13 protein-coding genes and 1 pseudogene are annotated in these 12490 nt (G+C 70.6%); 9 read left to right on the top strand and 5 right to left on the bottom strand.

From position 1 onward, the window contains the following. Positions 1 to 57 precede the first annotated feature (57 nt). Entirely contained in the window at positions 58 to 1068 is a 1011-nt protein-coding gene (locus ACZ63J_RS20355; protein ID WP_465408293.1) for a helix-turn-helix transcriptional regulator, read from the bottom strand. 10 nt (positions 1069 to 1078) lie between these two features. On the opposite strand from ACZ63J_RS20355, the gene ACZ63J_RS20350 reads away from it, so the two are divergent. Genes ACZ63J_RS20350 through ACZ63J_RS20340 form a run of 3 tightly spaced genes read left to right on the top strand, consistent with a single transcriptional unit; the run spans position 1079 to position 4185 of the window. Then, entirely contained in the window at positions 1079 to 2485 is a 1407-nt protein-coding gene (locus tag ACZ63J_RS20350) for an FAD-dependent oxidoreductase (protein WP_465408290.1), read from the top strand. Further along, a complete protein-coding gene (locus ACZ63J_RS20345) occupies positions 2482 to 3312 on the top strand; it encodes a helix-turn-helix transcriptional regulator (protein ID WP_465408288.1) in 831 nt (276 codons plus the stop codon). The genes ACZ63J_RS20350 and ACZ63J_RS20345 overlap by 4 nt, the downstream gene beginning before the upstream one ends. Before the next feature lie 36 nt (positions 3313 to 3348). Then, positions 3349 to 4185, top strand: coding sequence for an oxidoreductase (locus ACZ63J_RS20340; protein WP_465408286.1), 837 nt, complete (start codon positions 3349 to 3351; stop codon positions 4183 to 4185). 30 nt (positions 4186 to 4215) lie between these two features. Here ACZ63J_RS20340 and ACZ63J_RS20335 read toward each other — a convergent pair whose 3' ends face one another. Next, positions 4216 to 4947, bottom strand: a complete 732-nt coding sequence (locus ACZ63J_RS20335) for an anti-sigma factor domain-containing protein (protein ID WP_465408285.1) — start codon at positions 4945 to 4947, stop codon at positions 4216 to 4218. After that, the gene (locus ACZ63J_RS20330) at positions 4904 to 5518 is read right to left on the bottom strand and encodes an RNA polymerase sigma factor (protein WP_465337592.1); all 615 of its coding nucleotides are present in this window, start codon (positions 5516 to 5518) and stop codon (positions 4904 to 4906) included. Before ACZ63J_RS20330 ends, ACZ63J_RS20335 begins: the two co-directional genes overlap by 44 nt. Positions 5519 to 5637: 119 nt before the next feature. Here ACZ63J_RS20330 and ACZ63J_RS20325 point away from each other — a divergent pair, with 119 nt between their 5' ends. The 6 genes from ACZ63J_RS20325 to ACZ63J_RS20300 all read left to right on the top strand — a co-directional run bounded on the left by ACZ63J_RS20325 (position 5638) and on the right by ACZ63J_RS20300 (position 11270). Further along, the gene (locus tag ACZ63J_RS20325; RefSeq protein ID WP_465408283.1) at positions 5638 to 6468 is read left to right on the top strand and encodes a DUF4397 domain-containing protein; all 831 of its coding nucleotides are present in this window, start codon (positions 5638 to 5640) and stop codon (positions 6466 to 6468) included. A 92-nt stretch (positions 6469 to 6560) separates the two neighbouring features. After that, the gene (locus ACZ63J_RS20320; protein WP_465408281.1) at positions 6561 to 7127 is read left to right on the top strand and encodes a class F sortase; all 567 of its coding nucleotides are present in this window, start codon (positions 6561 to 6563) and stop codon (positions 7125 to 7127) included. A gap of 826 nt (positions 7128 to 7953) precedes the next feature. Beyond that, positions 7954 to 8421: a peptide-methionine (R)-S-oxide reductase MsrB gene (msrB, locus tag ACZ63J_RS20315; protein ID WP_465337600.1), complete on the top strand. Its 468-nt coding sequence runs from the start codon at positions 7954 to 7956 to the stop codon at positions 8419 to 8421. Then, positions 8418 to 8969: a molybdenum cofactor biosysynthesis protein gene (locus ACZ63J_RS20310; protein ID WP_465408279.1), complete on the top strand. Its 552-nt coding sequence runs from the start codon at positions 8418 to 8420 to the stop codon at positions 8967 to 8969. The genes msrB and ACZ63J_RS20310 overlap by 4 nt, the downstream gene beginning before the upstream one ends. A 67-nt stretch (positions 8970 to 9036) precedes the next feature. Then, a complete protein-coding gene (locus tag ACZ63J_RS20305) occupies positions 9037 to 9663 on the top strand; it encodes a TetR/AcrR family transcriptional regulator (protein ID WP_465408277.1) in 627 nt (208 codons plus the stop codon). Continuing rightward, positions 9660 to 11270 carry a carboxylesterase/lipase family protein gene (locus ACZ63J_RS20300; RefSeq protein WP_465408275.1) on the top strand — a complete coding sequence of 537 codons (1611 nt, stop codon included), beginning with the start codon at positions 9660 to 9662 and terminating at the stop codon, positions 11268 to 11270. Before ACZ63J_RS20305 ends, ACZ63J_RS20300 begins: the two co-directional genes overlap by 4 nt. 413 nt (positions 11271 to 11683) lie before the next feature. Here the strand turns inward: ACZ63J_RS20300 and ACZ63J_RS20295 are convergent, their stop codons facing one another. Both ACZ63J_RS20295 and ACZ63J_RS20290 read right to left on the bottom strand, forming a co-directional pair. After that, positions 11684 to 12280, bottom strand: coding sequence for a hypothetical protein (locus ACZ63J_RS20295; protein WP_465408273.1), 597 nt, complete (start codon positions 12278 to 12280; stop codon positions 11684 to 11686). Further along, a pseudogene (locus ACZ63J_RS20290) lies at positions 12280 to 12475 on the bottom strand (twin-arginine translocase TatA/TatE family subunit); the annotation flags it as partial. The pseudogene ACZ63J_RS20290 and the gene ACZ63J_RS20295, both read right to left, overlap by 1 nt. Between the last annotated feature and the right edge of the window lie 15 nt (positions 12476 to 12490).

Below are 12490 nucleotides of genomic sequence, written 5' to 3'. Positions count from 1 at the left end.
TTCCTGGACACGAGGGATACGCCAGGAGCACCTCGAACGGATGCAGGCCGAAGCGACTTAACCCGGCGAGTCCGCGTCCGCCGCGACAGCCCTCCATCGCTGCATCAGGCGGTGGCAGGCCTGGACCAGCTCCGGTGGCTGCACGTGCGTGAGATCGGCGTCGAAGGTGGCGAGGATTCCCGCGATGCCGGCCCACGACCAGGCGCCGATGCTGACCCGGCAATGCCGCGCGTCGAGGTGTTCGACGACCGATCCGCCGGGAGCCCAGCGGGCCACGGTCTCGGCGGGCAGGTTCAGGTGCGCGGTGCCGGTGCACTGCCAGGCGGCCGGCGTGTCGCCCCGCTCGTGGCTCGTCATGACGAAGTGAGCGACGTCGCCGCCGGGGAGCTCCCGCGCGGCGAACGAGGAGCGTGTCGTGGCGCGAGCGTGAAGGCGGTCGACTCGGTGGACGCGCCACCGCTCGTCGGCGAGGTGGTAGGCGACCAGGTACCACCGCCCGGCCCACACGACCAGGTGGTGCGGCTCGATCCGGAGCGCAGGCGTGAAGCCGGCATCCCGTGGCTCGGCGCGTGAGCCGTCGGCGCGCAGTTCCTCCACGGTCAGCACGCGGCGGCGGCGCACCGCATCACCCACCGCCTTGAGCGCGTCCGAGTCGATGGGCGGAGCCGGGAACTCCCAGTAGTTCGGCAGCCTGGTCAGCCGCAGGGACTCCATCGCGGCCCGCAGCCGGGCCGGCATGACCTGCTTGAGGGCCTCCAGTGCCCGGGCCGCGTCGTCTCCGAGACCGAACACCGTGCTGGGTGCGGTCTGCAGGGCCACCGCGACCGCGAGGGCCTGGTCGTCGTCGAGCAGCAACGGCGGAAGCGCGTGACCGGCGCCGAGCCGGTAGCCGCCGGCGGGACCGTGGACGGTGGTGATCGGATAGTCCAGCTGCCGGAGCGTCTCGATGTCACGCCGGATGGTGCGTTCACTGGCGCCGAGCCGGCCGGCGAGCTCGCCGAGCGACCACTGCCGGCGGGCCGCGAGCAGCGACAGCAATCGCAACGCCCGCCGTGAAGTGTCCGCCACGAGACCCATCATGCCCGGTCGAGGCCATTCGGTGTCCACTACTGGTGCGAGAGTCGCCGCTGAGGGGCAGCAACCAAGAGGGAGTCGAAACAGGATGCGTGTTGTCGTAGTCGGGGGCGGGATCGGTGGCCTTGCCCTGGGTGCAGGTCTGCGTCGCCGGGGGTTCCGGGTCACGGTGTTCGATCGCGACCTCGAGGTGGCGGCGACCGGTGGGTACCACATCACGTTGGACGAGCGCGCGCAGTCGGCGTTGCGGAAGCTGATCGCACCGCAGATCTTCGAGCGGCTGCTGGCGTCCGCATCCGCACTGCGCCTGCGGGACAAGGATGCGTTCTGGGACCGGCGCGGGCGGTTGCTGGGAGAGGGCCCTGACCTCAGTGGTGAGTCCGGTGTGGACATCGACCGCGTCACCTTGCGGACTCTGCTGGCCGAGGCCGTCGGCGAAGACCTCCACCTGGGCCACGAGGTCACCGGCGTCGATCGCGCCGAAGACGGCACGCCCCTGGCCAGGTTCGCCGGCGCCCCGGCCGTTCCGTGCGACCTGCTGGTCGGCGCGGACGGGACCCACTCCCTGGTGGCTCGTTACCTGGCAGGCGGCCCCACCAACGCACCAGCGGGCATCGTCGGCTTTTCCGGGCGAACGTCCTTCGAGGCTTTGAGCCCGGGCGAGCAGCGGCGGCTCGGACGCCGATCGGGGCTGGCGATCGGCCCCCGAGGAGCGGCGCTCTACGTCGGTTTCCTCGACCCTGCCGGCAACGCGGTGCTCGACGCGCCCGGCCTGCGGATGGCGGTCACCACCGGGCCCACGTACATCTGGGGCGCCATGTTCCCCGAGTCCCCGGCCACGGACTCGCTGCGCGACCTTCGCGACGCCGGCCTGCGGGACTCGCTGGCGGCCAGGTTCCGCGAGCTGGGCTGGCGCGGGCACGCACTCGAGGTGATCACCCGCGCCGATCCGGGGAGTGTGGCCGCGTTCCGGTTCAACGCCGCCTCGACGCGAGCCCGTGACCTGGCCCCGTGGCCCGCCGGTGCGATCACCGCTCTCGGCGACGCCGTCCACGCGACTCCCCCCACCGCCGGCATGGGTGCGGGAGCTGCCATTCGCGACGCCGCCAGCCTGGTCGAACACCTGGAAAAGGTCTCCGCCGGCTCGGCCACTCTGACCGTGTCCATCAGCCTGTTCGAGGCAGCCATGCGGGCCCGCGGAAGTGAAGTCCTCACCACGGCCATGAAGCCGGTGCGGTGGATTCTGGCCACCGACACCCCGCTGGGCGCCGCGGCCACCTTCGCGGCCACCCCGGTCCTGGCTGCGGCGAGACGTTTCGGAAGGTGGGTGTCGCAGAGCTACCCGGCCGCCGAGGGGGCGGCCTACCGTCGGCTGCGGCAGGAACGGCGTGCGGAGGAGGTCGCGACATGACAAAACGGCAGATAGCTCCTCGTTTGGGCGAATTTCTCCGGGCGCGGCGAGCCTTGGCCCGGCCCGAACACCATGGCATTCCGGTCGGCGAGCGCCGCACACCAGGACTTCGCCGCGACGAGGTCGCGATGCTGGCCGGGGTGAGCACCGACTACTACGTCCGGCTGGAACAGGGCCGGGACCGGCATCCCTCGGCGCGGGTCGTCCAGGCGCTCGCTGACGCGTTGCTCCTGGACGAAGAAGCGACCGCCTACCTCCGCGGCCTGGCAACGCCCGCGAAACCGAAGCGGACACGGCCGGAACGGGCGGCGCCGGAGCTCGTCTCGCTGCTGAACGCGTGGACCACCACTCCTGCCCTGCTCTACGGCCGCTACTTCGACATCCTGGCCGTGAACCCGCTCGGCGAGGCGTTGTTCTCCTGGCTGGACGGCGAGCCCAACCTCCTGCGCGGCATCTTCCTGAACCCGCAGGCGCAGTCGTTCTACCGGGACTGGCCGAGGATCGCGGAGGGCTGCGTCGCAGCGCTCCGGGCGGCCAACCCCGATCCGGACGACCCCCGGCTCGCGGACCTCGTGGGCGCGCTGTCGGTCCGCAGCGGCGACTTCGCCCGGCTGTGGGGCCGGCACGACGTGCGAGCGAAGACCGCGACGACCAAGCACTTCGTGCATCGGGGCGTCGGCGAGCTGACCTTGCGGTTCGAGAATCTCTCGGTCACCAGCGCGCCGGGCCAGCACCTCGTCGTCTACCACGCGGAGCCGGGCAGTCCGGCTGAACGCTCTCTGGAGCTCCTGGCCAGCTCATCGATGAGTGGCCCTGCGCCGAAGTAGCCATTCCAAGTCGTTACGATCCACTGTGGAGCAGAGATGTCAGTGTGGTTCATCACCGGAGCGTCGCGCGGACTCGGTCGTGCGCTGGCCGAGGCGGCGCTCGTCCACGGCGACCAAGTCGTGGCAGCAGCCCGAAATCCCGCGGCCGTCGCCGGGCACCTGTCACGGCACGGCAGCGCGCTGCTGACTGTGCCGCTCGACGTCACCGACCCCGTTCAGGCCGAGGCAGCCGTCGCTGCGGGTGTAGCGCGTTTCGGCCGGATCGACGTGTTGGTCAACAACGCCGGCTACGGACTCTTCGGCGCGGTGGAGGAAGCTTCCGGCTCGGAAGTGCGGGATCTCTTCGACACCAACGTGTTCGGCCTGCTCAACGTCACCCGCGCCGTACTGCCGACGCTGCGAGCTCAACGGGCGGGACACGTCATCAACCTCGGTTCCAGCGCCGGTTTCGCGTCCGGAGCGGGACGCGGCCTTTACAGTGCCTCGAAATTCGCCGTCGAAGGGATCAGCGAGGCGCTGCGGGCGGAACTCGCCCCGCTGGGCGTCCACGTCACGATCGTGGAGCCCGGCTCGTTCCGCACGAACTTCTTGACCAGCACCAGCAAACGCCGTCCGGCCACCAGTATCCCCGGCTATGCCGGCACAGTCGGCCGGCTGCAGACCGCGATCGATGCGAGTGACGGACGTCAGCCCGGCGACCCGGCCAAGGCGGTGACGGCCGTCCGGCAGCTGGTCGCCGCACCGGAACCGCCGCTTCGCCTGCAGCTGGGCAGCGACTGCTTGCGGCTCGTGGAAGACAAGCTCGCCACGGTGGCCACCGAGCTCGCGCAGTGGCGCGAACTGGCGGAATCCACTGACTTCGCCGACGAATGATCTTTCTTCGCCGGCCGGCACATCCCCCGCTCAGGTGCCGAGTTTTCCCTGCAACATGCTGACGCCGTGCTCTTGCTGGCCGAGCTCCTGCACGGAAACGTCGACGACGGGATAACTGCTCAAGGCCAGGTTGGGCGGCACGGAGACGTCGGCTTCGGTGCCCGCAGTCACCCCGAGGGGAATCATCGTCTTGGCGCCGTCGTACAGCCAGATTTCGTACAGCCCGGCCGGAGCCGGCATGCCGGTCAGCTGGACCTGCAGCCGCAGCGAGCCGGTTCCGGTGTCGACGATCCGGACCCGCCCGGACGCGCCGGGCGGGGCGGACTCCTGAGGGCTCAGCCGGGCTTCCGCAACGATCCGGTCGTCCTCGCCACCGGCGTTCACGACGATCAGGGTGCCGGCCACGCCGATCGCCGCGGCGGCGGCCGCGACGACCGTATAGCGCGCGCCGCGGGAGATCCGGCGGCCACTCGCGCGTTCGACGCCCGCCGGCCGGCGCGAGAGGACCTGTCCGCCATTTTCGTTCGACGGTGGCCGGCTCGCCTGACCGGTTTCGGCGGCGATCCGATCCCAGACGGCTTCCCGCACGGGCGGCAATGACGTTTCCGTGATCGTCTCGCGGCCGAGCCCCGCGACGGCACGCAGCGACTCGATCTCGTCGCGGCACTCGGCGCAGCCGTCGAGGTGGGCGGTGTCCTCCGGTTCGAGGTGCTGTTCGTCAAGGGCGAGCAGCACGAGCCGATCGGGATCCGGGTGCGACATCGTTCACCTCCTCCGGGGTGCGGTCGAGCTGAGAGCGCAGGTTCTGCATTCCACGCCGGAGGTGGCTCTTCACCGTGCCCAGCGGCAGTCCGGTTTGCTCGGCTATCTGAGTGTGGGTCAGATCAGCGTAGAAGGCGAGCTGGAGGACTTCCCGCTGCGGGTCGGGCAGCCGGGTCAGGCCGTCGACGACGACCAGCCGGTCGAGCACGCGTTCCGGCGACTCGGCCGCGGCCTCCTCCGTCGGTGCGACCGCGGCGACCGCGGCACTGTCCCGCTGCTGGCGGCCACGGGCACGCAGCAGGTCGACGACGCGCCGGCGCGTGATCCCCAGCAGCCAGGCCAGCAACCCCGCCTTGTCCGGGTCGTAGGTGTGACGGCCGCGCCACGCCGAGACGAAGGTCGCCTGCACGACGTCGTCGACGTCGGCGGAATCGCGCAGGCTCGCCCTGGCCAGGCGCTGCACCGCGGGTCCGTGGCGGTCGAAAACCGCGCGCAACGCATCCGGCTCGCCCGCGGCGAACCGCCACGCGAGATCGTCGGCTGTGCCGCTCGTCACGGCATCTTCGGACACGGACGACACCCTAGCCGCCGGTGGAGGTGAGGCGACACCGTCGATCGTCACTGCATCCGGCCGGGCGGTTCCGGACGAATCGACAAGCACCTGGAACGTCGGCCTCGAAGGAGCAGTTGATGAACTCCGCTCTGCGTTCACTCACCCTACTGGCCTCGGCCGGGATTCTGGCCACGCTCTCGGCCGTCTCGCCCGGGGTGGCGGCGGCAGCCGGCGAGTCGATGGTGTCGGTGGTGCACGGCATTCCCGGTCAGCCGGTCGACGTCTACGTCAACGGGAAGAAGACCCTCGACAACTTCCAGCCGGCCGCCGTCGCCGGACCGCTGAGCCTGGCCGCCGGCACGTATGACGTCGCGCTGACCAAACCGGGCGAAGCGGCGACCAGCGCGATCCTGGAGAACAAGAGCCTGGCGGTGCCGGGTGGCAAGAACCTCAGCCTGGTTGCGCACCTCGACACCGCGGGCAAGCCCGCGCTGACCGCGTTCGTCAACGACACCGCGATGATCGCCGCGGGCAAGGCCCGGCTCGTGGTCCGGCACACGGCCGCCGCCCCCGCCGTCGACGTCCGGGCCGGGGGCAAGCCGGTGTTCCCCGGTCTGACCAACCCGAAGGAAGTGATGGCCGACCTGCCGGCGGGAACGGTGAGCGCCGACGTGACGCTCGCCGGGACCGGCACCGTGGTGCTCGGCCCGAAGGACCTGGACCTCGCGGCGGGCACTTCGACCATCGTCTACGCGATCGGCTCGGCCGACGCCAAGACGCTCGCGCTCGCCGCGCAGACGATCAAGGACCTGGGTGGTGCACCCTCCTCGATGCCCACCGGCACCGGCGGACTGGCCGCCGGCGACGCCGGCGCCTGGTGGTCGGCGCTGTCCGTGAGCGGTGTCCTGCTGGTGCTCCTCGGCGTCTTCCTGCTGTTCCGGCGACGCGCGGGCAACCCGGCCCGGTGAACCGGGATCGACGGAGCGGTGCGTCCCGCCGGTTCCCCGGGACGCACCGCCCCGCGGCTGTCGCCCTCATCACCGCCGGTGTGCTGGCGGTCGTGGCCGGCACCCTGCTGGGCAACCGGACGGACTCACCCGGCTCCCCGGCCCCGATCGTGACGCGGCTGGAGGCGCCACCACCGACCGAATCCCCACGGCCGGCCGCTCCCGGGAAACCGGCCGTGCGGCCGGTGCGCTTGACCATCCCCCGGATCGGCGTCACGGCGAAGGTCACACCGGCGGGGGTCGACCGGACCGGCGCCTTTTCGGTCCCGCCGAGCATCAACACCGTCGGCTGGTACCGGTTCGGGCCGGCACTCGACAGCCCGGCCGGCTCGCTCGTCATCGGCGGCCACGTCGACAGCGCCGCCACCGGACCCGGCGCGTTCTTCCGGCTGCGTGAGCTCGACCCGGGGACAACGCTGTCGCTCACCGGCGAGGACGGGGTGACCCGTTCGTTCGTCGTCGTCGCCCGCGAACAGATCCCCAAGGACAAGATCGACCTGCAGCCGTACTTCGCCACCTCCGGCAGTCCCCGCGTCACGCTGTTCACCTGCGGCGGTTCCTTCGACCGCGCAGTCAGGAGCTACCGGGACAACATCGTCATCACGGCTGTTCCCGGGTGATGTTTCCCCGCGGTGATTGACGCGCTCGGCAGCGGAACCGCTGGGCGACCGGTCTGCAGTTGGGCCTGTTCATCGTGTCCGTGGGCGCGGTCGCCCGGCGCGTGCCCGGTCCGCCACCGTCCGGACCGTGACCCTCGCCGCCGGGGACCGGTCCCCACGGTGTTCCGCTAAGAAGAGAATGAGACCGGCGGCCCGGCGGAGCGAGGTGGGAATCGACTTGGTGACGCGAAGCGTGGCGGTCCTGGCTTCGACGGTCGCGGCCCCGACACCTACGTCGACTCATCGTCCACGGTGGACGTCTACGCCAACGTGGTGGGAGGAACCGGGAGAAGACCAAGGCGGGCATCGGACTCGCGGTCGAGGACTACTCCGAAGGCCGGCTGCCGTCCTCGGTGCGAGTCTTCGACAACCTCTCCACCGGCAAGGCAAAAAGATCCCTCGTGATCGATGCCGACCGGTTCGCCGGACGAACGTGCTGCGCAACAACGTCGTCGCCGGGCCGTTCACGGCCGACCACAACCGCCCGGCGGGCGCGGGCTACGACATCGGCGCGTACGAACGGAACTGACGACACCCGCCGGAAAACCGGCCTCCCAGCCGACGGCTCGCCGTTCATCCCAGGCGACGGGCCGTTCGGGCGCGGGGGCGTCCGTCCGGGAACACCCGGCCGGGCGTCCCCGGACGCCCGGTGCGGCGGGGAGGGCCTGGTGACGAACGGCCGCCTGTCGGAATAGAGCGGGTACGCCGCACGTCTGTACAGCTGTGCGTCCAGGTGCGTTTCACCTGGCGCCCCAGCTTCGCGCCGCAAGGCGGGGAAGGGAGAGCTGTGTCCCAGCAGGCCAAGTACCACAAGAGTCCGGACGCCGTGTCGCAGCTGGCTCCGGAGCAGTACCGCGTGACCCAGCAGGACGGCACGGAACGTCCGTTCGCGAACGCGTACTGGGACAACCACGAGCCGGGGATCTACGTCGACGTCGTGTCCGGCGAGCCGCTGTTCGCTTCGGTCGACAAGTACGACAGCCGGTCCGGGTGGCCGAGCTTCACCAAGCCGATCGTCAAGTCGAACGTCGTCGAGCGGGAGGACTTCAGCCACGGGATGATCCGCGCAGAGGTCCGTTCACTCCACGGGGACAGCCACCTCGGCCATGTCTTCGACGACGGCCCGCTCGACCAGGGCGGAATGCGCTACTGCATCAACTCCGCGTCGTTGCGGTTCATCCACCTCGACGACCTGGAAGACGCGGGCTACGGCGACTACCGCACCCTGTTCACCAGCGACACCGACGGGCAGTGAGGACGCCGGGCACGATCTCGGCCCCGGTGGAGATCGTCGCGCTGCTGGTCTCCTCCGCACACGCCTTCGAAGGCCGTCCTGCGGACGGCCCGCGGCCCGACCCGGAACCCGTCGAGCGCACCGAGGTGGCCGTGCGCGCGACGCTCGGGATCGTCGGCGACCGGTACTTCAACCAGCCCGCCCACCGCCGCGCCGCCGTCACCCTCTTCGCCGCCGAGTCGCTCGACGTCCTCGGGCTCGACGTGGTGCCCGATCCGCACCTGGCGCGACGCAACATCGTCGTTCGCGGGTTTCCCGTTGACGAGCTGGCCGCGCCGCGTGGCGGAACCGGAGCCGTTTTCGGCCTCGACTCGGGGGCGGGCGAAGTCCGTTTCCAGGCCTACCGCCCGGCCCACCCGTGCGCCTGGATGGACGTGGTGCTGGCGCCCGGCGCGTTCCGCGGCCTCCGCGGGCGCGGCGGCGTGCGCTGCGCCCCTCTCGATGACGGAATCCTGCGAGTCGGTCCCGCGACTCTCACCGTGGTGCGCTCCCCCGCGGGCCTGACGTAGCTCCCGCCGGGGACACGAGATTACGAACAGGGCTGTTCGATTCCGAATAGGCCTGTATGGTGAGCCCATGGCAGCAGCCGGCGAGCCGACCGATCGCACCAAGCGGCCCTCGTTCATCCGCGCGGCCAGGCGGGCCCAGCTGGTCGAGTGCGCGATCGAGGTGATCGCGCGTGACGGCCTGGAGAACGCCTCCACGGTCGTGATCGCGCAGCACGCGGGCGTCAGCAGAGGCGTGCTGACCCACCACTTCCGGGACCGTGCCGACCTGATCGACCAGGTCTTGCAGACCGTGTACGAGCTCGGTGTCCGCGAGGTGGGACCGGCCGTTGCCGCCGCGGAAAGCCCGCGGGACGCCTTGCTGGCGTTCATCGGAGGCAGCGTGGACTTCTACGCCGCCTACCCGAACCACGTCGCCGCGCTCGGCGAGATCTTCGGCGCCGCACGGCACACCGATGCTCCGACCCGTCCGCAGACCGCGGCGCACAACCAGGAGATGACCGACGTCCGGGAGGTCCTGCTCGCGGGACAACGCGACGGTCAGTTCCGTGACTTCGACGCCGACCTCATGGCGTCCACCGTCCGCGCGGCGCTCGACGCAGCTGCGGGACACCTCTCCCGAGGCAGCCGAGCTGACCACGTACGCGGCGAACTGCTGCGCACGCTGGATGCCGCCACCCGCAAGGAGGACACGTGAAACGCACCACCGCACCCTTTTCCGTAGCCTTGGCCGCGCTGGCGAGCACACTCGCGGCGTGTTCGTCCACTCCCGACACTCCGGCCGCCGAGGACTCACCGCTGACCGTGCAGACCACCAGCGGCAGCCTGCACGGCCTGAACACACCCACCGCCAGGGAATTTCTCGGTGTGCGCTACGCACAGCCCCCGGTCGGGGCGCTGCGCTGGCAGGCACCCCAACCCGCGCCTGCGGCACCGGGCGTCGTCGAAGCGACCAAACCCGGGGCGGCGTGCGCGCAGGCGTCCACGCTGCCCGGGGCCGAACCCTCGACCGCCGAGGACTGCCTGTTCCTCAACGTGACGACACCCCGCCGGATGCCGGCCGGCGCGAAGCTGCCGGTGATGGTGTGGTGGCACGGCGGCGGCTTCACCTCCGGCTCCGGTGCCGCCTACGACGCGCAACGCCTCGCCTCACGCGGCAACGTCATCGTGGTCACGGTGAACTACCGGCTCGGCGTGTTCGGCTACTTCGGACTGCCCGGCCTCGCCGGCTCCGGCACCTTCGGGCTCGCCGACCAGATCGCGGGCACCGGGTGGGCGAAGCAGAACGCCGCCGCGTTCGGCGGTGACCCCGCCAACGTCACCGTGTTCGGGGAATCCGCGGGCGGCATGTCCGCCTGCGCGTTCCTGACCTCCCCGGCGGCCAAGGGCCTCGCGCAACGGGTGGCCATCTCTTCGGGCTCGTGCCTGCTGAACTGGCCCGCCGGTGTCATCTACCCGGGACTGCCCGCCGACACGCCGTACAAGCCGCTGGCCGTCACCGAACAACGCGGCGACGCGGCCGCGAAGACGTTGGGCTGCACCGGCTCCGATCCGATCGAGTGCCTGCGCAAGCAGCCGGTGTCCGCGTTGACGAAGCTCAACACGGACTTCTCCAACGGCCTGACCTACGGCACGGACCTGCTGCCCGAGGCGCCCGCCGACGCGCTGCGGGCGGGTAAGGTCGCCGACGTTCCGGTGCTGTCGGGCGGAAACCGCGACGAGCACAACGCGTTCGTAGCCGGAGACATCGCGGCCGACCCGACGACGATCACCGCGGCGACCTACCCGGCGCTGGTCCAGGCCGCCTACGGCGCGGCGGCGCCGCAGGTGCTGGCGCGCTACCCGCTGAGCAGGTTCCCGTCGGCGCCCGCGGCCTGGGCCAAGGTGACCTCCGACAGCACCTGGGGCTGCCAGACGCTGTCCGGCAACCGCGCGATGGCCGCGAAGACGAAGGTGTACGGCTACGAGTTCGCCGACCCGAACCCGCCGAACATCAACGGCAACGTCGTCCCCGGCCTTCCCCAGGGCGGCGCCGCCCACGCCACGGACCTGCCGTTCCTGTTCGACCTCGGCGGACGCAACCTGGTGACCGACCCGGCGAAGGCCCAGCTGGCCGACACGATGATCGGCTACTGGAGCAGCTTCGCCCGCACCGGCGTGCCGACCGCGCCAGGTGCACCGGATATGCCGGCCATGACACCGGACTCCAGCTCCGTTCTCGCCCTGGCACCCAACGCAACCCGCGCCAACGACACCTCGGCCACCCACCAGTGCGACTTCTGGCAGGCCACGCAACCGCACTGACGAGGAAGGCTCGTCATCGCTCGTTAGCTCAGCACCACGCATCTTCCTTTGCAACGGAGGCACATCCCTGCGACCACGCCTGAGCTTCGCGGTCGAGACGCTCTTTGGCCCACGCCCCCACGTCCGCGAAAGGCGGCAGGCTCCATCAAGATCCGCACTGGGCTTCGTCCACGCCGGTGAGGTTCCACGGCTCCCCTTCGCTGGGTGCTTCGCGTGTTCCACACGAGTCCGGCGACCAGGCCAGGAGTGGCAGAAGCTGTCGATCACCCACGGTGGTGTAGACAACCAGGTGCGGGCACCGTCACCGGCAATGTGGTGCAGGCCGGTGACATTCACGGCAACATCAGCTTTTGACGGTCGTCGGTGACCGAACAGCATCAGCAGACCAGCGCCCGACGCATCACGGCCCGTGGTCACGACACTCGAGCCGGGAAGGCCGGTGGCTTCACGTAGCCGAGGCGAGCGAGCTGACCGGCCGCCGCCCGCCGGACCTCGACGGCCTCGGCGTACTCGCCTGCTGCCGTCAACGACTCGGCGAGGTGGTCGAGAACCACCCCTGACACCACGGCGAATCGCTGTCGCGGGCCACCTTGACCGCCTGCCGGCGGGAACGGAATGGCGCCGGCCGGGCGGCCCAGTTCCCGGAACGTCGCGCCGGTTCCGTCGAGCGACCGGGCCGGCCGATCCAGGACAACGGCATCCTCATGCACCGTCGTGGCTCGCCGATACGACACGAGCGCGTCTTCGTGCCGCGGGTGTCCCGTTGGGGAGGCGAACAGCCTCGAGGAGGAAATCCGGGGCACCGCCCTCGTCGATGCGGCGGCCGCGGCACACGTGCCGCACGTCGTGTTCAACTCGGTTTCCGGCCTGCGGGCCACGATGATTCGCCCGGCCGCCTTCATGGAGAACTTCGCGACCGTGATGGCGCCGAGCCTGGAGGACGGAACGATCGTGCTGAGGCTGCCGCTGCCGGACGGCATCGCCCTGAAGATGATCTCGATCAGCGACATCGGCCGGACTGCAGATCCTGCAGCGGTTTACGCAGCTGCGTGAATTCCGGGCCGAGCTCGTCCTGCAGCCGTTCCTGGGCACTCACGGTAAAGGTGGGCAAGCCAGCGCGCGAACTCCGGAAGCCGTTCCGGTCCGACGATGAACAGGCCGGCGACCAGCAGGATCAGCAGGTGATCCAGGCTGAGTCCGAACACGTGCGTCCTCCTCGC

It is taken from the genome of Amycolatopsis sp. NPDC104863 (genome assembly GCF_055582965.1).
The sequence above is the reverse complement of the archived record's forward strand: the minus strand, read 5'-3'. Positions and strand labels throughout refer to the sequence as shown.